The following is a 23,925-nucleotide window of genomic DNA, read 5'->3' as shown; positions in this document are numbered from 1 at the left end:
TATTAAAATTTAAAGTTGTAAGTAACGGCCGGAATAATTGGGAACAAGGAATATCGCTTTAGTACCAGTTTGTTTGAAGGGGTACTAAAGCTATTAGGAGATTGTGTAAAGTTATTCTGTGACTCCACTGTATAAAAGAATGGATTTTTTCGACTGTAAGCATTATACACGCTGACGTCCCAAGTACCTTCGAATCGTTTTTTTTGAGTGCGTATTTTTATTCCTACATCTAGCCTGTGGTAAGGCTCTGCCCTGAAGCTATTTCTTTGGCCGTATTCTTTGACTTTATACGACCACCAGCCCAATTCTCCGTTTTGATAGAAATCTTTGTTTATGTTACTCTGGTAAGCCGAATACGAAGAGGTTGGGATAGTAAGTGCATTGCCTGTACCGTAGACCCATACTGCTGAAAAAGTGATTTTCGGATTTAGCTTATATATTCCAACTAATGAAATGTCATGCCGTCTGTCGTATTTTGGGAAAAACTTCTTTCCAAAATTTAACTCTGGAAATATCCATTCGGTTTTTGACCAAGTATAACCCGCCCAACCCGAAAACTTACCTACTTTTTTTTGTAGCAAAAACTCTATTCCATAAGAGGTGCCATTTCCGCTTGTTACTTTGTTTTCCCAACTGCCATTATCTGTGTTGCTTGGGTCTTCGATAGATAAAAAACTTGAGCCTTCTTTATAACTTAAGATATTACTCATTTTTTTATTATATGCTTCTATACTCAGCGAAATGCCCTTTTCGGGGTCAATGTCTTTCACTATGCCAACAGCAAACTGACTGGATTGTTGCGGTGCTACTTTGGCGGTGGCGGGTACCCAAAGATCCGTAGGGAGGCCAATACCTGTGTTGGTTAACAGGTGCAAATATTGGTTCATAACTGCATAAGAAGCCTTAATGGCCATGGCGTTTTTGAGCTTGTAGGCTGCTGAAATCCTAGGCTCTAATTTTAATGTAGGTGCGTCTTTAATTAGGTATTGGCTTAGTCTTAAACCTGAATTTATCTTTAAGTTTGCTGTAGGAGACCATACATTTTCGGCATAAAGAGCATTTTCCCAGACTTTATATGCGTTTTGATTATTAATATCTACACTTGCATTTTGGTCTTTAACAACAACCGCTTCTGGCGTAAACTTATGGTGAATAGCAAGTGCTCCAAACCTAAAACTTAAGGAGGGTTTTAAAAAATAGTCAATGTCATATTTAAATGAAAAATCTTCGATTCCTGAGTTGTAATTTAGCTTAAAATCATTCGGTTTAGTGCGGTCAATACTTGTTTCATTTGAGAAAATATTGAAGTTGTATTTGCTGTAAATTATGGAGGCATTGCCAAAAGTTTTTTCTCCAAAAAGATGATTCCAACGTAAGGTGCCAGTCAGGTTACCCCAGTTTAGTCCATTTGAGTATGTTTTGATTTCAGAATCATAGGAGTCATAGAATTTGTCTTTTCCCATGTAGGTGCTTAAGTATATTTTATTTTTGGAATTAATATCATAATTAAACTTTGAGTTTAAATCATAAAAATAATATCCTGTTTTCTCATTGTTTGAATTTCCTGAATTTTGAGCTTTTATAAATGGCCGCACCACAATGTCCACATATGTTCTTCGGCCTGAAACCAAAAATGAGCCCTTGGCCGGTTTCGAATTATTAATACGCAACGGCCCTTCTAACATCAGCCTCGAACTGATAAGGCCAATCCCGCCTTCGCCTGATAGCTTTTGTTTGTTGCCGTCTTTCATGGTTAAATCTATCACCGACGAAAGCCTACCACCATACCTCGCCGGGAAACCGCCTTTTGTTAGTTCCACGCTTTTGAGGGCGTCACCATTAAAAGTGGAGAAAAAACCAAATAAATGGCTAGCATTATAAACCACTGCATCGTCGAGGATTATCAAATTTTGATCAGGTCCGCCGCCTCGCACATATATGCCCGACTGGCCTTCAGAGCCTTTTTGTACTCCGGGCAAAAGTTGAATAACTTTTAGTACGTCTTTTTCACCCAAAAGCGTTGGGATGTTTTTGATTTGATCAACCGGTAAATCTATTTTAGACATATTGGGTGAGTCACTCAACTTGTTTTTTTCTGATTTTGAGGATACCACCACTTCCTCTAAATAATTTTCGTCTTCAAGTTCAATATCAATCTTTTGGTTTTTTTGAAAAGGAATTGTAATTGACTTTTTCTTGTATCCTACCATTGAAAAAACAAGGGTCACGCTATCTGAAGCTGGAAGCGAAAGCGAATAATATCCATATGAATTTGAGTTTACGCCGCGAGTAGTATTTTTTTGGTAAATATTTACGCCAATAAGCTGTTCCTTTGACTTTTGTTCTCTAACAAAGCCACTGATGGTATGCTGGGCATGGACACTAAAATTTACCAAGAGGCAAGTCGCCACTAGTTGTGTGAGTTTTTTCATTTAGTCGTAAAAGTTTATAGTAGCTGTGTAACGGAGCAAACAAAGCTTTTATTTTTAAGAAGTTATTTAACGGTAAAAAAGGTTTTTTGACTTTACCATTTGCGTTCCAAAAATTTTAGTAACACGTTTTTGTAAATCGTGGTTAGCAATAAAGAGAAGCCATTCTTTTCTCTGCGACTTGAAAAGTCGCGTTACGTTTTAGCTAGCGTTGTTTTAAGGATTTTTATATGACTTGCAAAGTCACAAGACAATTTAACGTATCACGATTTTTCAAATCGTGGTAAATACTATTCTGAAAGTTGTTTTTCTTTGCGACTTGAAAAGTCGCATTACGTTATAGTTTAGAGTTGTTTTAAGGATTTTCATGCTACTAGCAAAGTCGTAAAACAATTTAACGTATCACGATTTTGTAAATTGTGGTTTGTTATTTTGAAAGTTGTTTTTCTCTGCGACTTGAAAAGTCGCGATACGTTATTGTTTAGGGTTATTTCGAGTTTTTTTTCTCTGCTACTAGCAAAGTCATAAGACAATTTAACGTATCACGATTTTGCAAATCGTGGTTTATTGTAACTTGAAAGTTATTTTTCTCTGCGACTTGAAAAGTCGCGTTACGTTATTGGCTAGCGTAATATTTTGAGATTACTTTTCTTTGCGACTTGAAAAGTCGCGTTACGTTTTTGGTTAAGGCTTAGATATTAAAAAAAACGCACTATTTTTTTTGTCCTAAAAACAAACCAAAAAGTACGAACACCAAACCAAGTAATGTATGCCATGTAAAAGGCTCATTCAGGATGAAAGATGAAAATATAAAGCCGAATATTGGACTTAAAAAAAGGAAAAAAGATGCTTTGAGTGAATCTATTTTTAGGAGCCTTAACCAAAGATTTACGGATAAAACTGAAACGGGAATTACTAACCAAAGAATTGAGAAAAACGAAGTTAGGGTAATTTCAATAGGTTTTTCTTTTAAGTATAAAGTAAATGGGAGCATGAAAATTCCGCCTATTAGCACTTGCCAACCATTAATAGCGAAGCGTGGCAATGTCCAAGTTTTTTCGGAAAAATATATGGCGGCTACACTGTAACTCATCATACTTATCAATAAATAAATGAGACCTCTAACCGTCGCAAAGCTGTTTTGAAGTAAAGGCCAAACTGCAAAAAATACACCAAGTAGGCCGAGAAATAGACCTAAAACGTGCGTAAACTTTATTTTTTTACCCAAAACTAAACCTCCAATAATAGACATTAAGAGTGGTCCCAAAGAAACCGATAAACTTCCGATGCCAGCAGCCACTTCTTTAATAGCCAACACAAACAAGCTCAAGTAAAGCGTGATATTTAGAAAGCCAAAAATAGCTAAGGCCTTAAATTCGGTTCGGTTGGGCATTCGCCATTTCTCAAAAAAGAAAGAATAAGTTAGAAGTAATATGCCGGCCAAAAAAAACCTGAACTGAAATAGCATCAGAGGCTCCATCGTTCTCACACCGATTTTGGCTGCCACCGAAGCTGATGACCAAAACATAGCGAACACAATGCCCAGAATAATAAACTGGCCACTTGGGGTGATTTTTTTAAGCATTTTGCTTGATTAGCTTTTTAGCATTTTCGGTAGTTTGTCTTCTGACTTCTTCTTCAGTGGTGTTTTTTAGAAGAGCTATTTTTTCTATGATTTTGTCTAGATAACTTACCTCGTTTCGTTTTCCTCTGAAAGGCACTGGAGCCAAATATGGAGCGTCAGTTTCTAAGACCAAATGTTCTAAGCCAATTTCTGGTAGAAAACCATCTAAGCCTCCGTTTTTGAAAGTTACAACGCCTCCTATGCCCAAAAGGAAATTTAGGGAAATAATACGCTCGGCTTCTTGCTGATTTCCACTAAAGCAATGAAAAATTCCGCGGAGGTCTTTCCATCCAAACTCTTCTATCAGTTCGCAGCAGCGAATTATAGCATTTTGGCTGTTGTCTTTTGAGTTTCTACTGTGGATACAAATCGGCAGGTTATATTTTTTTGCAAGTTCAAGATGTCTTTTAAAAACGGACTCTTGCTGTAATACAAAACTAAGGTCCCAAAAATAATCCAAACCAATTTCGCCAATCATTGCAAAAGGTCTTTCAGAAAGCCATTGTTCCACTACTATCATTTCGCTTTCAGGGTTTTCGGCCACGTAGCATGGGTGCAGGCCCATCATCGGGATACATTTTCCAGGATATTGTCTTTCTAAAGCCAGCATGCCAGGTATGGTATTTGAGTCACAGTTTGGCATCCAAATTTGCTCTACGCCAAGGTCAAAAGCCCTCTGCAGCATTTGGTCTCGGTCTAAGTCAAACTGTTCGTCGTATATATGGGCATGCGTCTCAATAATCATCTAGGCGTATTTTTTTATGCAAAAGTAAGATTTTATTAGCTACTGAAAGGGGAGTGGTGAGATTTTTTGAATAAAAAAAATGTTCTTATTTCTATTGATATATTGATTGTAGAATTAATTAAAAACATGATTCTCATCAATTTTTTGAAAATTAAAATATGGTAAAGAACAAAATCACGTATGTTTGTGTTCTTATTTATAATCAGTCTAATTTATTATACTCAGGAGATGACAGTAGCAGATTTAAAAGAGGGAGAGAAGGGGAAGATAGCGTCATTTCAGGATACGAAATTGGCTTTAAAGCTATTGGAAATGGGTTGTTTGCCGGGCACAGTTATTAAGCTCGACCATAAGGCTCCCTTGGGCTGTCCGTATTGTATAACTGTTGGAGATAATTATCAGCTTTCACTTCGGAAATCTGAGGCCATAACCATTTTGCTTAGTTAATTTGTTTTAAATGAAAGTTGCTCTTATAGGAAACCCCAATTGCGGAAAATCATCACTTTTTAACCACCTTACAGGCCTCCGTCAAAAAATCGGAAATTTTCCGGGCGTGACTGTTGATAAAAAAGTAGGCTTTTGCAAAATCCACAAAGGAAGCGACATAGAAGTTATAGACCTTCCTGGTACTTACAGTATTTACCCAAATTCGCTTGACGAGCAGGTGGTTTTAGAAGTTCTCTCAAATAAAAATAATCCAGATTTTCCTGACCTCGCTGTAGTGGTAGCAGATGCTTCCAACCTAAAACGCAATTTGCTGCTTTTTGAGCAAGTTAATGACTTAGGTATACCGAGTATATTGGCTTTAAATATGCTTGATGTGGCCAATGAGGTGGGAATTACTATAAATACGCCCAAGTTAGAAAAAATATTGGGAGTACCGGTTTTAGAGGTTAATGCCCGGGAAGGGATTGGACTAGAAGGCTTAAAATTGACGATTTTTAAGACTTTAACAAACCTTAAAGTTCACGTAAATCCTGAAATAGTAGGGGAGGAATATCAAGAAATTGCAACCGAAATTAAAGACAAGTTTGGCTTGAAAACCAAATATGCAGCCATGCAGTTTTTGGGACAAAACGCAAAACTTAGTTTCTTGAGTACCGAGGATGTTGATTATTTGCTTCAAAAATCTAAAGAAATAAATTTTGATGGCGATAAATTTCAGGCAGACGAAGTAATTGAAAGATATAAAGATATAGATACCTCGCTAGATAAAGTAGTGGAGGTTGAGCACGAAAAGCACGATGTGCTTACACTTTCTCAAAAAATAGATAACATCCTTATTCACCGAGTTTGGGGTTATGTCATATTTCTGGGGATTTTATTCCTCATTTTCCAGTCTGTATTTTCGTTAGCAGGTTATCCGATGGATTTGATCGATAGCGGAATCGCAGATTTAAATAATTTCTTAAAAGATGAACTGCCTCAAAGTAAATTAACAGACCTACTCACCGACGGACTGATTGCCGGTATTGGCGGCGTATTAATTTTTATTCCTCAAATCGCATTTTTGTTTGCCTTTATATCTGTTTTAGAAGAATCGGGTTATATGGCACGTGTGGTAGTTTTAATGGATAGGGTTATCCGTAGGTTTGGTTTGAGTGGAAAAAGTGTAGTGCCGCTTATTTCCAGTATGGCATGTGCGGTGCCTGCTATCATGTCTGCCCGAACTATAGGAAACTGGAAAGACAGACTGATTACAATCATGGTTACACCGCTTATGAGTTGCTCTGCTCGTCTGCCTATTTATACCATTCTAATTGCACTTGTAGTGCCTGATCAAAAACTATTCGGGATATTTGGCTATCAAGGTTTGGCTCTAATGGGTTTATATTTATTGGGTTTCTTTTCAGCACTTTTGGCCGGTTGGATGATGAAGTATTTCCTAAAAACAAGCGAGAAGAGTTACTTCGTAATGGAGTTACCTACCTACAAAAAACCGAGGTGGACGCAAGTTTTTTATACAATTTTAGAAAAAGTAAAGACCTTCGTTTTTGAAGCCGGAAAAGTTATTGTGGCTATATCGATTGTACTTTGGGTGCTTTCTTCTTATGGTCCAGGCGAAAACTTCTCAAAAGTAGAAGAGCACGTGAAGCAAGAAAACCCAACCATGAGTACCCACGAATTGGAAAGAAAAGTGGCTTCGCAAAAGCTTCAAAACTCGTATGCCGGCATATTTGGTAGGTTTATTGAGCCAGCCATTAAGCCGCTTGGTTATGACTGGAAAATAGGAATCGCTCTGATAACATCTTTTGCTGCTCGTGAGGTTTTTGTAGGAACAATCTCTACCATATACAGCATAGGTGCTGATGATGCTGACGAAGCTACCATAAAATCACGTTTGAAAAAAGAGAAAAATCCAGATACAGGATTGCCGGTTTTCTCAGTTGCTACTTCATATTCTTTATTGATATTTTATGCCTTTGCCATGATGTGTATGAGCACCATAGCCGTAGTCTATCGGGAAACAAAGTCGTGGAAATGGCCGATGATTCAGTTGGCCTACATGAGTGTTTTGGCTTATGTTTCTGCCTTGGCTGTCTATTGGGCTTTAAGCTAAATTTTTCCTCCTCTCGGATGAAACTCCCGTAGCGTTTGTTGCAGAAAAGCTCTGTCTAAGTGCGTGTAAATTTCAGTTGTGGTAATAGATTCATGCCCGAGCATTTCTTGCACGGCACGAAGGTCTGCACCGCCCTCAACCATGTGCGTGGCAAAACTATGCCTAAAAGTATGCGGAGATATTTGTTTCCTGATTCCGGCTGCTTCTGCCAAGTCTTTGATGATTATAAAAACCATCACGCGTGTTAGCATTTTTCCTCTTCTGTTTAAAAACAAAATATCTTCATAGCCACTTTGGATGTCTACCTGTGGCCTGATTTCGTTTAAATAAATATTGGCATATTTAATGGCTTGCTGACCAATTGGTACTAGTCTGGTTTTGCTTCCTTTTCCTGTCACTATTACAAAGCCTTCTTTGAATCTACAGTCTGAAATCTTTAGACCGACTAGTTCTGACACACGAAGTCCACAACTGTAAATCACTTCTATCATGGCCTTGTTTCTTGGGCCTTCTGGTTTGCTGAGGTCTATCAAGCCTAGCATTTGCTCTATTTCATGATAATGTAATGTCTCGGGGAGTTTACGTGTGATTTTAGGGCTATCTATGAGTTGGGTGGGGTCGTGCTGGGCGAGTTTTTCTATATTCAAAAATTCATAGAAAGCTTTTATGCCGCTCAGTATCCGTGCTTGCGAATTTGCTTCTAGCCCTAGTTCGTTTAAAAAAACTAAAAACAGATGAATATCATCTGTTTTTAACTCTCCTGGTTTTTTCGATAGTTGTTTTAACTCCGAAAATTGAAATAATTTTTGGGTGTCTCTCAAATACGCTTCAACCGAATTTTCGGCCAAGCCTCGCTCTAATTTCAAAAAGTTTTTAAAGCCATTTAATTCAAAAGACCAATCCATTTCTTATTAATTTAACCATGTAAATATCATTTCTTGTTCTATGTCTGGGTGTAAACTCAAGGCCACAGGACACGTATGTGCTACTCGCTCGTAGCGTCTTTTTTGTTCGTCAGTAAGTGCTGGTTCACATGTAAAGCTAAATTCTACTTTTATTTTTGAAATTCTTCTTGGCGAATCCGTACTCATTATTTTAGTAATGGCCACTTCAGTGTTTTTAAACTCATGCTCTTCTTTTTGAGCGGCAATGCCAATCACCGTGATAGCACAGCTGCCAAGCGAAGTGGCTGCTAAGTCAGTAGGAGAGAAGGCTTCGCCTCTGCCGTTGTTATCGGTAGGTGCATCTGTTATTATTTTTTGCCCAGACTTAAGATGTTCTGCTTCGGTCGATAGGTTTCCTAAATACGTAATTTTTGATGTTTGCGTCATTGTTATTGATCTAAAAGGTTTTCTATTTCTTCACTTGTAATCGGTATGTGTGCCATCAAATCTAGGTGCCCATCTTCTGTAATCAAGATGTCGTTTTCGAGTCGGATACCAATGTTTTCTTCTTTTATATAAATTCCTGGCTCACAGGTAAGTAACATGCCGGGTTCAAACTTGTGTTTTTTATTGCCTACGTCATGCACATCTAGTCCCAAAAAATGAGAAACGCTGTGCGGAAAATAAGTAGAAACTATTTTAGGTTCTTCTTCCAGTTGTTCGGCGGTTATTAGTCCTACGTTTATAAGTTCTTGTCCCATGAAGGCCTTGGCTTCTTTGTTTAGATTTTCGAGCGTATTACCCGGTATCATCCTTGATTTTGTAGCTACTAATACTCGCAAAACTGCGTCATAGATTTCTTTTTGTCTGGGCGTAAAGAATCCGTTTACAGGCAGCGTGCGGGTCATGTCGGCATTATAATTGCCATATTCGGCCCCAAAGTCTATCAGTACCAACTCATTTTCAAGGCACTGTTTTTTATTTTCTACATAATGTAGCACACAAGCGTTTTTGCCCGAAGCCACTATGGGTTGAAAAGCATGGCGGCGAGATTTATTACATAAAAAAACATAACTAATTTCAGCTTCTATTTCGTACTCTTGAATCTGAGGCCTCAAAATAACCGCAATGTTTTCAAACGCTTTTCTTGTTATTTCTATCGCTTGCTTTACTAATTTTATTTCCTCGGGCTGTTTTATTTCCCGGAGAGCGTCAACTATGCTGTTTGTTTTTTGATATTTATAATGAGGAAATCTTTTCTTTATCTGTTTTTGGAATTCAGTTTCTCTCGAAATAAAGCATAATTCAGCCTGTGAGGCCGTATCGTCATAAAACAAAAAACGGTTATAGTTTTTCGAAATTTGCTCCAGTTGTAACCAAAAATCTTTGCTCCAATGTATGCGTGCTATGCCTGAATTATCATTTGCCTTGTGCATAGAAAGCTTGTCACCTTCCCAAATCTTGATGGTCTCGTTGGTTTCTCTAATAAACAAAATTTCTTCAACTTGTTCACTGTTTATAGGCTTGCCTATTAGCAGGTGCGTGTCTTCTTGATCTATTCCCGAAAAATAAAATAAATTACTGTTTTGGATAAAACCCATCACGCCGTCGCGGTTGGTAGGCATGGTTTCGTTAGATGTAAAAAAAGCCAAAGAGCCCGGTCTGATTTTTTGAGCGAACCGCTCTCGGTTTTTTATAAATAAGGTTTTAGGTATTTTTTCGTACCTCATTTTCGTTATTATTGGTCTATATTGCAATATTAATTAATTCAGTCCATTTTGAGCAGATTAACACTTTTATTTTGCCTTTTATATTCATCTCTTTCTTTTGGCCAACAAAAATATTGGGTCTATTTAAATGAAAGAGACTTAAACTCTCATCCAGTTATTTCTCCCAAAACCGTCGAAAATAGACGTATGCTGGGTTTGGAGGTAAACCAAGTCACAGATTTTGGCCCCAAAAAACAAAGTTTAGAAGTATTGAAAAAGCTAAACATCGAGACGGTCAATATCTCCCGATGGTTTAATGCCGTTTCTGCATATCTAACTCCCACTCAGGCAAATTCGTTACGTTTTTTACCAGAAATAAAAAGTATTGAGCCAATCTCATCTGGATACTTGAGTTATAACTCCGAAAGTAATAAATCGATTAAAATAGAAAATTTTCAAGCTCCTTTTGCCATTACCCAAATGAACGGGCAGGAACTAATTCGTGGAGGTTTTTTAGCTCAAAAAGTAGATGTAGGGATTATTGATGGTGGCTTTTTTGAAGCTCCTGACAATTATTTACTCAAACATATTTTTGATAAAAAAAAGGTAAAAGCGTATCGTGATTTTTTGTATCCTGATAAAATAGACTTTTTTAACACAAAAGAATCGGACGGAGATTTTCACGGTACTGCGGTGTGGCAGCTCATTGCCGGAAAAGACAGTTCGAGGTCGCTTTATACAGGTTTAGCTACTGAAGCTAATTTTTATTTGGCTAGAACGGAGTCTGGAAAACAAGAGGCAAGAATAGAAGAAGATAGCTGGATTGCGGCCATAGAATGGCTGGACAGTTTAGGAGTTCGTTTGGCCAATTCTTCATTGGGATATACCATGGGTTTTACAAATCCAGCTGAAAGCTATAGTCCAGACCAAATGGACGGAAAAACCACCCTAATAGCCAAAGGGGCTCAAATAGCGGTAAAAGAAAAAGGGATGATATTGGTAGTAGCCGCCGGAAACGAAGGAGAAAACAAAAAATGGGGAGGTATAGTGGCTTCGCCCGGAGATGTGGAAGAGGTGCTTTCTGTTGGGGCAAATGACAAGCAAGGCTTAAAAATGGGGTACAGCTCCAAAGGAAACCCTGCTGTTTCATTTGTGAAACCGGATGTGACCGCCTATTCAGAATTTGGCACTTCGCTTTCTGCTCCTGTCATTACAGGTTTAGCAGCTGCTTTGCTTGGAATTAAACCGGACCTAACCTCTGACGAACTTAAAATCATTTTGAAATCTTCTGGAATTCTTTCTGGGGTCCCAAATACTTATATAGGAGCGGGTTATCCGGACGTAATTCAAATTGCGAATGTGTTTTCGGGAGACTATAAACCCAAGGCTGTAGTCAACATAGAAGGTGTAGAAGAAGTTAACCTTTCAGAATACTTCTCAGAGGAGCTTTTGATATTTCATAAAATATCTGACAAAGTGGTTATAGATCAAAACTACCGCGAAAAACCCCAAAAGAATGCATTTCTCAAACGGCCAAAAGATATAAAGTATACCACTTTAGTAGGAAAAAACAGGATAGTAGAGGTTCGTTGGAAAACGGAGTAATTAGCCAAGCGGCTGATTTACACGTAAAACCATTACGCCGCTGTGTTTTTTTATTCGGTTCATGTATTCCAAAAGAGTTTCATCCGAAATGATAACTTTCTTTTGTTCAAGCGATGCGTGCATAAGTTTTAGTTTTCCGTTTTGCCAAATAGCAAACCCTTCGTGGTTTACGTCTAGCCCAGCCACATTAGAAGTAAATGCTATAATGTCGCCATTTTTTATACCTGCCTCGTAAGTAGAAAAATTTTCTTTTTTGATATAATAAAAAGTATACTTCTCCAGTTTTTTCTCCATCTGAAGCACTTCTGCGTGAATTTTATTATCGGTTTTAAATGACGGGTAATAGGCACGGTGGGTTCCCATAAAGTTTATAGGCTTAATCATTTTCTCGCCGAAAGCTGGAGTCATATCCACTAAAATCTTTTGAGCTTGTGCTAGTTTTGCCCATTCAGCAAAATAATGAATACGCGAAGTGTAACCATCTATATTTCCATTTCGATATCTCAGCCTGATGAGTTTGTCTATATAGTTTTCAAAAGTTGGGTTTTGACTGTGTTTGGTTAAGCTTATGGCTAAAACATTTTCAACAAAGGTATAGCAGTCAAAAGCATCGAGTTTACAAACTAGTTTCTCTTCGGGACCTTCTAGCGTGCCGCCTTCATATGGGGTTCCTAAAAAAGACTTCCCAATCTGACAGATGGTTTCCTCTATTTTGGTTTGTGGAGGTAGGGTAAGTTTCTCACTAATAAGTTTTTGGTTAAACTGAGCATTTGCAGTCAACGAAACTCCGAAAATAAAATAAAATAAATACTTCATACTAAAATATGGGTGCTGATCTAAATAGACTTTCTTCTAACGAAATAAATGTCTCCGTTCGTTGAATTCCCTGAACTTTTTGAATTTTATCGTGCAACACACTTCTCAGGTGGGCGGTGTCTCTACACATTAACTTCACAAATATACTATAATTTCCAGTGGTGTAGTTTATGCTCACTATTTCTGATATCTCTTTTATTTGTTTAGCCACTTCGTCATACATTTCGCTCTTGTCGAGGTAAATGCCCAAAAACGCCGATATGTCCCAACCCAACTTTTTAGTGTCTATTTTTATGCCTGAGCCTATTATTACACCCGAGGCTTCCATTTTTTTTACACGGGTATGTACGGCCCCTTGTGTTAAAAATACCTTTTCTCCAATATCAGAGTAAGAGGCTTTGGCGTCATCACTGAGTATTCTGAGTATTTTTAAATCTATTTCGTCTACTAGTTCTTTGTTCATCTATATATCGTTTAGTAAGTATCCTAATTTTTGTAAGTTTTCTGAATATTCTTTAGCTAATTTAATGAATTGCTAAATGTTTGCAAAATATTTCAATTTTTTTTTAAATAATTTTTATAATTAAAATAAAACCTCTTAACTTTGCAGAGCAATAATGAGACAAAGGATATTGCGTAGCGTTCAAAAATATACTGTAGGATGACGAAATTGGCAGCCGTGCCCTCCTGTCTCGGGGGTGGTGGTAACAGGATAAACATAAAGTAAAGCCGAACGGGTTTTTCAGTTCCGACTGGGGTTGACCACCAAATTTTGCTTTTTGGCTAACTGCACCGTGGGCGGTTCGACTCCCCCTCCTACAGCCATTATAGGCGTGAAAAGAATTTTTTTAGAGATTGTTTTTTTCATGCCTATTTTTTTTGCATATTTGTATAGCAAAAAACATTATTTGGTTTTTAGTTTGTTGATGAAGTGTAATTGCGACACACAATCCCATTTTGCGGGTTGTGTGTTTTGTTTTTAATCCCTTTCCTTTTTTTTAGATTTCCCAACCTATATATTTGAAAAAAAACTTTAATGCCCAATCAAGTTCTAATCGAAAATGACGCCGTTGTTCTAGGTATTCTTTTTCTAATCCTTTTCGGAATTTTTAAACTAGCCGAAAGCACAAACCGTTTTTTAGTTTCTTTTTTCAAAATATTCCCTCCTATACTCCTTTGTTATTTCATTCCAGGAGTGCTTAATTCTGTAGGTTTTTTCTCGGGTCAACATTCAGGGATTTATCCATTTGTTTCAAAATACTTACTTCCGGTTTGTTTACTACTCTTTACTTTGAGTTTAGATATTGATATGCTCAAAAAGTTAGGCCTTAAGTCTGTATTGGTGTTTTTGGCTGGCACGTTAGGTGTTATTTTGGGTGGGCCATTGGCGGCAAAAGTAGTTTCTGTAATTATGCCAGAGGTTTTTACAGGAAAAGAAGGGGGCGAGCTTTGGAGAGGTTTGGGTACTATTGCAGGAAGTTGGATAGGTGGAGGAGCTAACCAAACCGCCATAAAAGAGATAGTGAAGCCATCAGCTTATGTGTTTTCTCAGTGTGTAGCTGTAGACGTACTTGTGGCTGAAACTTGGTTGGCCGTTTTATTGATTGGCGTAGGGTATACCAAACGCATAGATAATTGGCTAGGGGCAGACCAATCTTTGGTGGCAGACATGAAAGCCAAGCTTCACGACTATAAAACAAAAAATGAACGAATTCCTGAGTTCATGGACTATCTGACTATTTTGTCGGTTGGTTTTGTTTGCATGGGTATTGCGTATTTTTTCGCAGACCTCATAGTTCCGTATATTTCTGCCAATCATCCTTCTTGGAGCAAGTTTAGTCTTACCTCTGTTTTCTTTTGGGTAGTTTTTATTACTACGGCTCTTGGTATTTTTCTTTCACAAACCAAAGTCAGAGAACTTGAAAATGTGGGGGCTTCCAAAATCGCTACACTTATTCTTTATATTTTGGTGGCTTCTATTGGTATGCAAATGGATCTATTGGCTATATCTCAAAATCTAGGATTGTTTTTAGTAGGGATTATTTGGATTTTCATTCACGTAATTTTTGTATTAACTGCGGCTAAAATTCTTAAGGTGCCATACTTTGTAATGGCAGTGGGTTCTCAAGCTAATATTGGCGGTGCTGCTTCTGCGTCAGTGGTAGCTGGGGCCTTTCATCCTACTTTAGTATCGGTGGGTGTTATCTTTTCGGTGCTAGGTTATTCGGTGGGTACATATGGTGGCTATCTTACTGCTTTACTGATTCGTTGGGTCTTGGCTTGATTTTTGATATTTTATTCCCATCACCGTATGGGAAATTTTACTAAAAAAATAAATACACATCTCCTACTGTTCATTTTTATATTGAGCTGTGGGAATTCGTATGCCCAAAACAATACATTTAAGTACGCGGTAGAGGTAGGTGGGTATTACTCCACAAACAATAAGATCCCTTTCTGGCTAAGAAGCAACCAATATGGTGCTATTCCTACGGCTGACAATACCGTTCTTTTTAGGCAAAGTATTGAATCTAAGTTAGATACTAGCAATAAGTTTTTTAAAAAGAACTTTTGTTTCGACATGGTTACGGTAGTGGGAGCACAGGCTAAAATTATTATTCCGGAGGCATATTACAGGATAGATTTGGGCAAAGTGGCCATAACTGCGGGTCGTAAAAAGCAAATTTATGGTTTGGTAGACAGTACCCTCAGTAGTGGGTCAATTTCATGGTCGGGAAATGCTCTTCCTATTCCAGAAATTAAAATCTCCATTCCAGAATATAGACGATTGTTTTTTGATTGGTTTGCAGTTAAGGGGCATTTTTCTCACGGTTGGTTTGGAAATCAAGATTATGTGAAAAATTATTTTTTACATCAAAAAAGTCTGTATGCTCGTATCGGAAAGCCAAATTCGAAGCTAAAACTCTATGGAGGTATTTTGCATAATGCACAGTGGGGAGGCACTCCAAAATATACCGTGCCAGTAGATGATCCTAGATACATAGAGGGTGGCTTCGCCAAAGATTGGGTAGCATTTAGAAATATCGTTTTCCCATTGATAAATCCTGGTTACGACAGCACTTCGGGCTACAGCAGATATGATTACGAAAATAGATTTGGAAACCACCTAGGCCAAATAGATATGGGTGGGGAGCTAAATTTTAAGAATCTTAAGATTTTGGGTTACAAACAAATAATTTTTGAAACTGGGCAGACTTTTAGTAGTCTCACTAATATTGACGACGGCCTTTACGGCCTTTCGTTTGAAAATAAAAAAGAGAATCCAATATTTAAAAAAGTAGTATTCGAGTTTCTTCATACCACCAATCAAGGTATTTACAGAGCGGGACTTTTGCGATTGATTGGTTTTTATGGCAAGCATTACGGCACCAATCAGAATTTTTATTTTAACCATGGGCAGTATTTAGACGGTTGGTCATATAATGATCAAACTATCGGCACGCCATTCATGATTCCGGACCCTGAGATTAGAAGTGAAAAAAGAACCCCTTGGGATAATTTCTTGGTGAATAACAATCGGATAAAAGCACTTTACACGGGTGTGCATACAAAACTAAATTCGGTAGATTTAGAGTTTAAAATGTCACTCAGTAGAAACTTCGGTTCGCCGAGATTTGAGCAATTTGGTACTGCCGACCAGACTTCTTTTGCCGTAAAAGCGAGCATTCCTGCAGTAAAAATGAAAGGCTTAATAAATGTTGGTATCGGCATTGAGCAAGGCGATCTAATAAATGATAACTACGGTTTTTCAGTTACATTTAAGCGTTTTTGGGAATAGGGGCTAAAGTCCACTAAGAGTTAAGCAGCAGAATCCATGAAATTGTAAAACACTCACCCTCTCTTTTTGTTATCTTGTTTGAAAAGATAATTTCCTTTTTTAATCGTAAATAATTTCTTTTTTCCAGTATTAAAAAGTTAATCAAAAAAACATAAATCCTTGTCTTTAAATATTTGGTAACATAAACACGAAAAATTGCTGTTTTTGTGCTAATTTTGCAATTTTTAAATTAAGGACTAAAATAACCGTTTTAGGTTTCAAAATATAATAATTTTTTAGGTGAAAAATATTCGTAATTTCTGTATTATTGCCCATATTGACCACGGAAAAAGTACCCTTGCCGACCGTCTTTTAGAATTTACGGGTACCGTTACAGCCAGAGAAATGCAGGCCCAATTGCTTGATGACATGGATTTGGAACGTGAGCGAGGTATTACTATTAAGAGTCACGCCATCCAAATGGATTATGTTTTTAATGGTGAAAAATATACCCTAAACTTGATAGATACTCCCGGCCACGTAGATTTTAGTTATGAGGTGTCTCGCTCCATAGCTGCCTGCGAAGGTGCACTTTTGATTGTTGACGCTGCTCAAGGAATTGAAGCACAGACTATTAGTAACCTTTTTTTAGCTTTAGAAAATAATCTGGAGATTATTCCGGTTATCAACAAAATAGATTTACCAGGGGCCATGATTGAGGAGGTTAAAGACCAAATCGTGGATCTCATTGGAGTTGATCCTGATGATATTGTCTTGGCTTCTGCCAAAGAAGGAATCGGTATTGACGACATCCTTTCGGCTATTATTAACCGTGTGCCTGCTCCAAAAGGAGACCCAGAAGGTAGACTTCAAGGTTTGATCTTTGACTCAGTATTTAATTCATACAGAGGAATCGAGGTAATTTTTAGAGTTAAAAACGGTAGAGTTAGAAAAGGAGACAAAGTAAAGTTTGTGGCCACAGGCAAAGAATATATAGCAGACGAGATTGGTTCTTTGAAATTAAAAAAACTACCCAAAGATGTTATAGAATGTGGTGATGTGGGTTACCTGATTTCAGGTATCAAAGTTGCCAAAGAAGTTAAAGTAGGGGATACTATCACGCACGTAGATAAACCTACGCAAGAAATTATCACCGGATTCCAAGAAGTTAAACCTATGGTTTTTGCGGGTATTTACCCAGTTGAAACCACTGACTTTGAAGAACTTCGTGAGTCTATGGAGAAACTTCAACTTAACGACGCCTCGCTTGTTTGGGAACCCGAAACTTCTGCTGCCCTTGGCTTTGGTTTCAGATGTGGTTTCTTAGGAATGCTACACATGGAAATTGTACAGGAGCGTCTCGAAAGAGAATTTGCAATGACGGTTATTACCACAGTTCCTTCTGTAAGGTTTATTGTACATACTAAAAGAGACGAGGTGATTCAGGTTTCGGCACCTTCAGAAATGCCAGACCCAAACCTGATAAACGCGATAGAAGAACCATATATTAACGCTCAGATAATTACCGCCTCAGATTATGTAGGCGGTATCATGAAGCTCTGTATGGACAAAAGAGGAATAGTAAAAAACCAAGTTTACTTAACAGCTACTAGAGTTGAGTTAACTTTCGAAATGCCTCTTTCGGAGGTAGTTTTTGACTTTTTCGATAGATTAAAGACTATTTCAAGAGGTTATGCATCACTTGACTATTCATTAATCGGATACCGAGCGTCTGAACTAGTAAAACTAGATGTGTTGCTAAATGGTGATCCTGTAGATGCACTTTCGGCGATAGTACACAGAGACAAAGCCTACGAGTGGGGTAAAAAACTATGTGAAAAACTAAAAGAGTTATTGCCTAGACAACAGTTCGAAATCGCGATTCAAGCAGCCATTGGAGCGAAAATTATTGCAAGAGAAACCGTTAAAGCAATGAGAAAAGACGTTACTGCCAAATGTTATGGTGGTGATATTAGCCGTAAGCGTAAGCTTCTTGAAAAGCAAAAGAAAGGTAAAAAACGTATGAGACAAATCGGAAACGTAGAGGTGCCTCAAGAAGCATTTATGGCGGTTTTAAAAATAAATGGCTAATATTGTTCTTCTTTTATTTTGAGGAATAATACAATTTTGAAAATCCCAAGCTTTTTATCTTGGTTTTTAGATTTTAAAGTGATTAATATTTAATATTTAACTTCGTTTCTATTATTTTTGGAGCGAAAAAAATTCTAAGCAAAAATATAATACTATGGCAGAAGTTATCAGAATGCCCAAAATGAGCGATACCATGGAAGAAGGCGTAATAGCCGCATGGAATGTTAAAGTAGGGGATGTTGTTAAATCAGGAGATATACTTGCAGAAGTTGAGACTGACAAGGCTACAATGGACATGGAGTCGTATTACGAAGGGACTATTTTGTATATCGGAGTAGAAAAAGGTCAAGCTGTTCCTATTGATTCAATTATCGCAGTTATTGGCGAAAAAGGCGAAGATTATTCGGCTTTATTATCAGGTTCTGCTGCTCCGGCACCAGCTGCCACTCCAGCTGCTCCTGCCGCTGCCGAAGTCAAAGCTCCTGCTGCTGAGACTATAGATACCTCAAACATCAAAGCTAATTTAGTTACAATGCCATTATTGAGCGACACCATGACAGAAGGTGTGATTCATGCTTGGCTTAAAAATGTAGGCGATACCGTTAAGTCAGGAGACATGCTTGCAGAAATAGAAACAGATAAAGCTACTATGGAAATAGAAGCTTACGACGAAGGTGTATTGCTTTATGTTGGCGTTAAAGCCGGCGAAGCTGCTCCAGTTAATTCTGTTATTGCCATTATTGGTGAAAAAGGTGCAGACTTTGAGACTTTATTGAAAGCTCATGCTGCAGGTTCTGCCGCTCCTGCTGCTGCTGAAGCTCCAAAGGCCGCTGAAGCTGCTCCTGTGGCAAAAGCTGAAACGCCTGCTGCTCCTGCTGCCGCTGCTCCAGTAGAAACTACAAATTCAAATGGTAGAATTTTAGCTTCGCCATTGGCCAAAAGCATTGCAAAAGATAAAGGTATTTCGCTTGCTGACGTAAAAGGAAGTGGCGAAGGTGGAAGGATAGTAAAAGCTGATGTGGATAATTATGTTCCTTCAGCAAAAACTGCTGCTCCTGCTGCTTCAAGCGTAACTTTAGCTGCTCCAAGTGGTGTAGAGAGTTTCGAAGAAGTTCCGTTGACTCAAATGAGAAAAGCAATTGCAAGAAGCCTAGCTGATTCTCAAACAAATGCAGTTGATTTCTCTCTTACAATGGAAATTAACATGGATAAGTCAATTGAAGCTCGTGGCGTAATGAACGAAAGTTCTCCTGTCAAAATTTCGTTTAATGACATGGTGCTTAAAGCGTGTGGTGTTGCTCTTCGTAAGCATCCAAACGTAAACGCATCGTGGAGAGGAGATAGCATCAGAAAAAATCAACATGTACATATCGGTATGGCGGTGGCTATCGCCGAAGGTTTGATAGTTCCGGTTATCAGATTTGCAGATACCCTTCCATTATCAGTTTTGGCTGCTACTACCAAAGACCTTGGCGGAAAAGCTAAAGGTGGTAAATTGCAACCAAGCGACTGGGAAGGAAATACATTTACGGTAAGTAACTTAGGTATGTTTGGAATTGAGCAGTTTAACTCAATCATCAATAACCCTAAAAACGAATCGTGTATACTTTCGGTAGGTGGAATCAAAGAAATAGTTGCAGTAAAAGGCGGTCAGTTTTATGCCACCAATGTAATGAAAGTTACCTTAACTTGTGACCACCGTGTAGTAGACGGGGCCACTGGGGCTGCTTTCTTAGTAACTTTGAAAGAGTTGCTAGAAGAACCGTACAAACTTCTGATTTAGTAGTTTTTAAAGAAATATTTGAAACCCCTCCAAGTGAACCTTCGGAGGGTTTTCTTTTTAAAAGAAATAAAAAAATGACAAAAATAAGATCAACCACAGTTTTAGGTGTTTTTCATAATGGACAAATAGCCTTAGGTGCTGACGGTCAGGCCACTTTGGGAAATACCGTAGCCAAGTCAAATGTAAAAAAAGTGCGTATACTGGCAGGGGGTAAAATTCTTGCGGGGTTTGCAGGAAGCACGGCAGATGCCTTTACGCTCATAGAGAAGTTCGAAGAAAAGTTAAATTCTTATGGCGGAAATATGAAACGTTCGGCCATCGAGCTTGCCAAAGACTGGAGAACGGACAGGTATTTGAGGAAATTAGAAGCAATGATGATTGTTGCTAATGCAGATGAACTATTGATAATCTCAGGAACGGGTGACGTGATAGAGCCGGATAATCAGATTGCGGCAATCGGTTCAGGAAGTATGTATGCTCAGTCGGCTGCCTTGGCTATGAAAAAACACGCCCCGCACATGACCGCCGAAGAAATTGTCAGAGAAGGCCTAAACATTGCAGCTGATATTTGTATTTATACCAATCATAACTTAATGATAGAAACACTTTAGGTGTGTTTTCTCAACCTGATTTTAGTATATTTGGATTGTAAAAAATAGAAATGATAACCGTAAACCAAAACATAAGATTTCTTAGGAAACGAATGGGACTTACGCAAGAGAAGTTTGCAACGCTCTTGGGTGTGAAACGTTCGTTAATAGGTGCTTATGAAGAGGGTAGGGCGGTTCCTCCAGCAGAGAACTTAGCTAAACTGGCTCAGGTCTTTGATATTTCGCTAGATCAATTGCTCAATCATAGCTTTATAGATTTTCCTCTAGCGGATATTCAGCAGGCTTCTAAAGCTATAGAAGAAGCAAGAGAGGTGGATGTTCCCAAGCATGTTTTTGAGGATTTAAAAATAGAAAAACCATCGTTTTTAGAAAACAAAAAAACAGCTACATTTCAGTCTGATTTATTTTCGGCAAAAAGTGAGGAAACAGCTATAAATAAAACAGCAGGAGCCGATACAAAAATAAGATATATAGCTAAGGAGGTTCAGAAACAGTATTTGTCTGACATAGACCTTAAAAAGTCTTTAGAAGATTACCCGGTGCTTTCTTTACCTTTTTTTCCTAAAGGTTATTTACGAGCATTTGAATCAAATACTGATTTTCCGATTACAGAAAGTATAATAGTAGGAGAAAAAGTTGAGAACTTTGACTTGATAAAAAACGGGGAGAATCACTTGATTTTTACTAAAAGTCAGGGAATGGTTTATCGCAGAGTTTTTAATCAGCTTTCAGTAAAAGGCACTATTCTTACCAGTGCTGACAAAGCCAGCATAGGCAGTGCTGAATTTTTAAAATCAGATATTTTGGAGCTTTGGTTTGTGAAAGGATACTTTTCTAAAAGCCTCCCTTCACCCCAACTGCCCTTAAATGACATTCAATCTAAAATCTCGGATTTGAAAAACCAAATTGATGATTTGGTTAATAGGCAAGCCACTTTGTGATTTTTGATGGCTGCGTAAGTAAAGATTTTCCCACTTCATACCATATTTCATCGCCAAGGTTTAGGAATAACCCCGTGCGTTTAGGCATTTTGGTGGAGGTTTTTTCGTAAACAAACTCGCCTGAAAAAATATCTTTCAAGAAATTATTAAGCTTAATCCATTCCAATTCTTTGGTTTTACCATCTTTTTTGGTGATTTGGAATACGCGTTCTTCAAACTTTCCTTCCACCAAATAATCCTCTGTAAGCTCTTGATCTATTCGTTTAATTTGAAAATTTAACGGTAATTCTAATTTATTTTGCTCAGTTATTGCTTGTCTCATTTCTTCCAAAAAAATCTTCCATTCTCTGGTATTTTTTGGATAAAATGGTTCATCTACTGTCAATATCTCCCAAAAATCTTCTTTGTCTTCTATTTCAGTCGGATAAGTTTTTTTGGTTTTTTCTAAAAGTGCATCAAATGCAGATTTCCAAGCCAAAGGCAAAGTGCCTTTTAGCTGCAGGTCATCGTTTAGGCTAAAGCCTTCTTCTAAAATTTCATCTTCGGTAAGCGACTCACGGTCTAAATAGCTAATTTCGAAAATATATGAAAAACCACCTTTAGGGTCATTCTGGGCTAATATTTCAATAGCATGTGCATAAGGAGGAGGGATAAGCTCAGAGGTTTGAAACCTAATTTCGAATAAATTCATTAACAGTTTTATTTTTGTCTATCTTGGCTGTCTGTGTTTCTAAGAACATAGGCAGGTGATAGATTTCTTTTGGAGTTTCAAATTTACCAAATATCCCTTGCATTTGTTCATTCGTTACTACTATTTCCTCTGATTCTATAACCAAAATTAGTTTTTGTCCAAGACGTTCATCTTTTAATCCATAGCAGAAGTAGCGTTCCTGTAAATCTAACTTTTCGGCTATCTTCCACTCTATTTGTTCGAGCTGGATTTTTAGGCCGCCACTATTTATTACATTGTCTATTCTGCCTTTTAAGTTAAAGTGCTTTCTGTCAATCAATTCAACTACATCGTTGGTTTGAATCCACTCATCTTTTGTTGATGGCGAGCATATTCTTAGGCAGTCGTTTGTGTTTACTTCTATTGCCACACCCTTGATAACTTCAAAGGTTTGACCTTCATTTCTGAGGTCTCTGATGGCTATATGACTCATGGTTTCGGTCATGCCATAGGTAGCATAAATCGGAATATTTAGCTCTTGGCATTTTGCTTCTAACCTTGGGTTTAGAGCAGCTCCGCCTACTATCGTAGCTTTGCAAGCTTTTAGCAGGGGTAAGTGTTTTTCTGACTCAATGATGGTTTGAAGCTGAAGAGGCACAAATGAGAAAAAGTTTTTTCCTCGGTTTTTTGAAACCAAATGCTCCTGGTTTCCAAGATTTTCAAAAGGGTTTGAAGTTGGCTCTACTACTATTAGGTCAGCCCCAATTTCAAGTGCTCTAAAAACCATCATCATGCCCGCTATATAGTTTACATTTAAGCAACAAAAAAAGAGGTCGTTTTCACTTAAATTAAAAACTTCTTTGGTCATGTTTATAGAAGCTTCTATTTGCGACCGCTGCACTATGATAGTTTTAGGTTTTCCCGTTGAACCTGAAGTTTGCAGTTCTATCATTTCTGATTTCGAACTCCAATACGCCACAAGATCAAAGACCTTATCGAAATAAGGATTATCCGGGGCAGTATTTATAGTATCTCCTTTAGCTGATATAAAAAGCATTGTATTTTATTCAAAAACCCTTAAGGTATTAGTATTGGCTGTAAATGTTACGTTGTATTTCTTTAATGCAGTTGCTGCAGGGCCTTTCTGTACTGCTCCAGTAGCTGTAAATTCCGCACCATGGTTTGGACAACGAAAATCATTCGTAGCGGCTCTATAGCCTATCGGAGTTCCTTCATGTGTGCAGACCGAAGATACCGCTATCCAGCTATCAGCTTGCGTACGTGCAATGATTACTTTTTGATTGGCTACAATTACAAAACCTCCTTTTGTTTGAAGGTTACCATAGGTAGGATTTGAAATGTCTATCGTAAAATCTACTTTGCCCGTGTTGCTTCCCGGGTTTGGGTCTGGTATTTCGGTTTCGCCGCATCCTTGTAGACAGTTCATTAACATTATTGCCCCAAAGCCGAGTCCTACTTGTTTTAGGAAATCTTTACGTTCAATGGTGTTGTTAGGTATTTCCATTTTTTTCGTAGATAATATTTTTATATTCTTAGGTTTGTTATTCATAATATTCTGAGAAGAAGATTATTTCACGAATTACGAAAAATATTATGGTAATCTAAAATCATGCATCAAAAAAAAGGAACATTTTTTTTAGATAGCCTGAAAGCGTATT

General features: G+C 37.8%; 21 protein-coding genes. 10 read left to right on the top strand and 11 right to left on the bottom strand.

From position 1 onward, the window contains the following. Nucleotides 1-2: 2 nt before the first annotated feature. From ACFOOI_RS08175 to ACFOOI_RS08165, 3 genes are all read right to left on the bottom strand, one after another. Nucleotides 3-2,432 (bottom strand): TonB-dependent receptor, encoded by a 2,430-nt coding sequence (locus tag ACFOOI_RS08175; RefSeq protein WP_379836897.1) that lies wholly within the window; start codon nucleotides 2,430-2,432, stop codon nucleotides 3-5. A 709-nt stretch (nucleotides 2,433-3,141) separates the two neighbouring features. Next, nucleotides 3,142-4,014 (bottom strand): DMT family transporter, encoded by an 873-nt coding sequence (locus ACFOOI_RS08170; RefSeq protein ID WP_379836895.1) that lies wholly within the window; start codon nucleotides 4,012-4,014, stop codon nucleotides 3,142-3,144. Continuing rightward, nucleotides 4,007-4,798, bottom strand: a complete 792-nt coding sequence (locus ACFOOI_RS08165; RefSeq protein WP_379836893.1) for a TatD family hydrolase — start codon at nucleotides 4,796-4,798, stop codon at nucleotides 4,007-4,009. Before ACFOOI_RS08165 ends, ACFOOI_RS08170 begins: the two co-directional genes overlap by 8 nt. Nucleotides 4,799-4,956: 158 nt before the next feature. On the opposite strand from ACFOOI_RS08165, the gene ACFOOI_RS08160 reads away from it, so the two are divergent. Genes ACFOOI_RS08160 through feoB form a run of 3 tightly spaced genes read left to right on the top strand, consistent with a single transcriptional unit; the run spans nucleotide 4,957 to nucleotide 7,358 of the window. Then, complete coding sequence (locus ACFOOI_RS08160) at nucleotides 4,957-5,139, top strand: hypothetical protein (protein WP_379840237.1); 183 nt, start codon at nucleotides 4,957-4,959, stop codon at nucleotides 5,137-5,139. Then, nucleotides 5,066-5,245: a FeoA family protein gene (locus ACFOOI_RS08155; RefSeq protein ID WP_379840209.1), complete on the top strand. Its 180-nt coding sequence runs from the start codon at nucleotides 5,066-5,068 to the stop codon at nucleotides 5,243-5,245. Before ACFOOI_RS08160 ends, ACFOOI_RS08155 begins: the two co-directional genes overlap by 74 nt. A gap of 10 nt (nucleotides 5,246-5,255) precedes the next feature. After that, a complete protein-coding gene (feoB, locus tag ACFOOI_RS08150; RefSeq protein WP_379836891.1) occupies nucleotides 5,256-7,358 on the top strand; it encodes a ferrous iron transport protein B in 2,103 nt (700 codons plus the stop codon). Here feoB and xerD read toward each other — a convergent pair. From xerD to ACFOOI_RS08135, 3 genes are read right to left on the bottom strand one after another with little or no spacing between them, the layout of a single operon-like run. Continuing rightward, complete coding sequence (gene xerD, locus ACFOOI_RS08145) at nucleotides 7,355-8,263, bottom strand: site-specific tyrosine recombinase XerD (protein WP_379836889.1); 909 nt, start codon at nucleotides 8,261-8,263, stop codon at nucleotides 7,355-7,357. The two genes, feoB and xerD, sit on opposite strands and share 4 nt — an antisense overlap. 6 nt (nucleotides 8,264-8,269) lie before the next feature. After that, complete coding sequence (locus ACFOOI_RS08140; RefSeq protein ID WP_379836887.1) at nucleotides 8,270-8,689, bottom strand: OsmC family protein; 420 nt, start codon at nucleotides 8,687-8,689, stop codon at nucleotides 8,270-8,272. Nucleotides 8,690-8,691: 2 nt separating this feature from the next. Beyond that, on the bottom strand, nucleotides 8,692-9,972 hold the full coding sequence (locus ACFOOI_RS08135; protein WP_379836885.1) for an aminopeptidase P family protein: 1,281 nt from the start codon (nucleotides 9,970-9,972) through the stop codon (nucleotides 8,692-8,694). Between the two features lie 48 nt (nucleotides 9,973-10,020). Between ACFOOI_RS08135 and ACFOOI_RS08130 the strand changes: the two genes are divergently transcribed. Next, nucleotides 10,021-11,556: a S8 family serine peptidase gene (locus tag ACFOOI_RS08130; RefSeq protein ID WP_379836883.1), complete on the top strand. Its 1,536-nt coding sequence runs from the start codon at nucleotides 10,021-10,023 to the stop codon at nucleotides 11,554-11,556. On the opposite strand, the gene ACFOOI_RS08125 is transcribed toward ACFOOI_RS08130, so the two are convergent. Continuing rightward, nucleotides 11,557-12,372, bottom strand: coding sequence for an N-acetylmuramoyl-L-alanine amidase-like domain-containing protein (locus ACFOOI_RS08125; protein ID WP_379836881.1), 816 nt, complete (start codon nucleotides 12,370-12,372; stop codon nucleotides 11,557-11,559). It abuts the gene before it with no gap. Nucleotide 12,373: 1 nt separating this feature from the next. Continuing rightward, a complete protein-coding gene (locus tag ACFOOI_RS08120; RefSeq protein WP_379836879.1) occupies nucleotides 12,374-12,835 on the bottom strand; it encodes an Lrp/AsnC family transcriptional regulator in 462 nt (153 codons plus the stop codon). A 573-nt stretch (nucleotides 12,836-13,408) separates the two neighbouring features. Between ACFOOI_RS08120 and ACFOOI_RS08115 the strand changes: the two genes are divergently transcribed. From ACFOOI_RS08115 to ACFOOI_RS08090, 6 genes are all read left to right on the top strand, one after another. Then, nucleotides 13,409-14,656 (top strand): DUF819 family protein, encoded by a 1,248-nt coding sequence (locus ACFOOI_RS08115; protein WP_379836877.1) that lies wholly within the window; start codon nucleotides 13,409-13,411, stop codon nucleotides 14,654-14,656. Between the two features lie 27 nt (nucleotides 14,657-14,683). Further along, a complete protein-coding gene (locus ACFOOI_RS08110; protein WP_379836875.1) occupies nucleotides 14,684-16,171 on the top strand; it encodes a capsule assembly Wzi family protein in 1,488 nt (495 codons plus the stop codon). A 279-nt stretch (nucleotides 16,172-16,450) separates the two neighbouring features. Further along, nucleotides 16,451-18,241: a translation elongation factor 4 gene (lepA, locus tag ACFOOI_RS08105; protein ID WP_379836873.1), complete on the top strand. Its 1,791-nt coding sequence runs from the start codon at nucleotides 16,451-16,453 to the stop codon at nucleotides 18,239-18,241. Nucleotides 18,242-18,395: 154 nt separating this feature from the next. After that, the gene (locus tag ACFOOI_RS08100) at nucleotides 18,396-20,024 is read left to right on the top strand and encodes a 2-oxo acid dehydrogenase subunit E2 (RefSeq protein ID WP_379836871.1); all 1,629 of its coding nucleotides are present in this window, start codon (nucleotides 18,396-18,398) and stop codon (nucleotides 20,022-20,024) included. 74 nt (nucleotides 20,025-20,098) lie between these two features. Beyond that, a complete protein-coding gene (gene hslV, locus ACFOOI_RS08095) occupies nucleotides 20,099-20,635 on the top strand; it encodes an ATP-dependent protease subunit HslV (RefSeq protein ID WP_379836869.1) in 537 nt (178 codons plus the stop codon). Nucleotides 20,636-20,685: 50 nt separating this feature from the next. Beyond that, nucleotides 20,686-21,576 (top strand): helix-turn-helix domain-containing protein, encoded by an 891-nt coding sequence (locus tag ACFOOI_RS08090; RefSeq protein WP_379836867.1) that lies wholly within the window; start codon nucleotides 20,686-20,688, stop codon nucleotides 21,574-21,576. On the opposite strand, the gene ACFOOI_RS08085 is transcribed toward ACFOOI_RS08090, so the two are convergent. From ACFOOI_RS08085 to ACFOOI_RS08075, 3 genes are read right to left on the bottom strand one after another with little or no spacing between them, the layout of a single operon-like run. Next, nucleotides 21,554-22,267 carry a hypothetical protein gene (locus tag ACFOOI_RS08085; RefSeq protein ID WP_379836865.1) on the bottom strand — a complete coding sequence of 238 codons (714 nt, stop codon included), beginning with the start codon at nucleotides 22,265-22,267 and terminating at the stop codon, nucleotides 21,554-21,556. The two genes, ACFOOI_RS08090 and ACFOOI_RS08085, sit on opposite strands and share 23 nt — an antisense overlap. Then, a complete protein-coding gene (locus ACFOOI_RS08080; protein ID WP_379836863.1) occupies nucleotides 22,248-23,303 on the bottom strand; it encodes an AMP-binding protein in 1,056 nt (351 codons plus the stop codon). Before ACFOOI_RS08080 ends, ACFOOI_RS08085 begins: the two co-directional genes overlap by 20 nt. 6 nt (nucleotides 23,304-23,309) lie before the next feature. Further along, entirely contained in the window at nucleotides 23,310-23,771 is a 462-nt protein-coding gene (locus tag ACFOOI_RS08075; RefSeq protein ID WP_379836861.1) for a QcrA and Rieske domain-containing protein, read from the bottom strand. Between the last annotated feature and the right edge of the window lie 154 nt (nucleotides 23,772-23,925).

The organism is Lacihabitans lacunae (genome assembly GCF_042649125.1).
GTDB classification, from domain to species: domain Bacteria; phylum Bacteroidota; class Bacteroidia; order Cytophagales; family Spirosomataceae; genus Leadbetterella; species Leadbetterella lacunae.
This window is presented reverse-complemented; position numbering and strand designations above follow the sequence as displayed.

Excerpts from the sequence above, each read along its gene's own strand:
- ACFOOI_RS08175 (WP_379836897.1), bottom strand. The coding sequence starts at position 2,432 with ATGAAAAAACTCACACAACTAGTGGCGACTTGCCTCTTGGTAAATTTT.
- ACFOOI_RS08170 (WP_379836895.1), bottom strand. The coding sequence starts at position 4,014 with ATGCTTAAAAAAATCACCCCAAGTGGCCAGTTTATTATTCTGGGCATT.
- ACFOOI_RS08165 (WP_379836893.1), bottom strand. The coding sequence starts at position 4,798 with ATGATTATTGAGACGCATGCCCATATATACGACGAACAGTTTGACTTA.
- ACFOOI_RS08160 (WP_379840237.1), top strand. The coding sequence starts at position 4,957 with ATGGTAAAGAACAAAATCACGTATGTTTGTGTTCTTATTTATAATCAG.
- feoB (WP_379836891.1), top strand. The coding sequence starts at position 5,256 with ATGAAAGTTGCTCTTATAGGAAACCCCAATTGCGGAAAATCATCACTT.
- xerD (WP_379836889.1), bottom strand. The coding sequence starts at position 8,263 with ATGGATTGGTCTTTTGAATTAAATGGCTTTAAAAACTTTTTGAAATTA.
- ACFOOI_RS08140 (WP_379836887.1), bottom strand. The coding sequence starts at position 8,689 with ATGACGCAAACATCAAAAATTACGTATTTAGGAAACCTATCGACCGAA.
- ACFOOI_RS08135 (WP_379836885.1), bottom strand. The coding sequence starts at position 9,972 with ATGAGGTACGAAAAAATACCTAAAACCTTATTTATAAAAAACCGAGAG.
- ACFOOI_RS08125 (WP_379836881.1), bottom strand. The coding sequence starts at position 12,372 with ATGAAGTATTTATTTTATTTTATTTTCGGAGTTTCGTTGACTGCAAAT.
- ACFOOI_RS08120 (WP_379836879.1), bottom strand. The coding sequence starts at position 12,835 with ATGAACAAAGAACTAGTAGACGAAATAGATTTAAAAATACTCAGAATA.
- ACFOOI_RS08115 (WP_379836877.1), top strand. The coding sequence starts at position 13,409 with ATGCCCAATCAAGTTCTAATCGAAAATGACGCCGTTGTTCTAGGTATT.
- ACFOOI_RS08110 (WP_379836875.1), top strand. The coding sequence starts at position 14,684 with ATGGGAAATTTTACTAAAAAAATAAATACACATCTCCTACTGTTCATT.
- ACFOOI_RS08100 (WP_379836871.1), top strand. The coding sequence starts at position 18,396 with ATGGCAGAAGTTATCAGAATGCCCAAAATGAGCGATACCATGGAAGAA.
- hslV (WP_379836869.1), top strand. The coding sequence starts at position 20,099 with ATGACAAAAATAAGATCAACCACAGTTTTAGGTGTTTTTCATAATGGA.
- ACFOOI_RS08090 (WP_379836867.1), top strand. The coding sequence starts at position 20,686 with ATGATAACCGTAAACCAAAACATAAGATTTCTTAGGAAACGAATGGGA.
- ACFOOI_RS08085 (WP_379836865.1), bottom strand. The coding sequence starts at position 22,267 with ATGAATTTATTCGAAATTAGGTTTCAAACCTCTGAGCTTATCCCTCCT.
- ACFOOI_RS08080 (WP_379836863.1), bottom strand. The coding sequence starts at position 23,303 with ATGCTTTTTATATCAGCTAAAGGAGATACTATAAATACTGCCCCGGAT.
- ACFOOI_RS08075 (WP_379836861.1), bottom strand. The coding sequence starts at position 23,771 with ATGGAAATACCTAACAACACCATTGAACGTAAAGATTTCCTAAAACAA.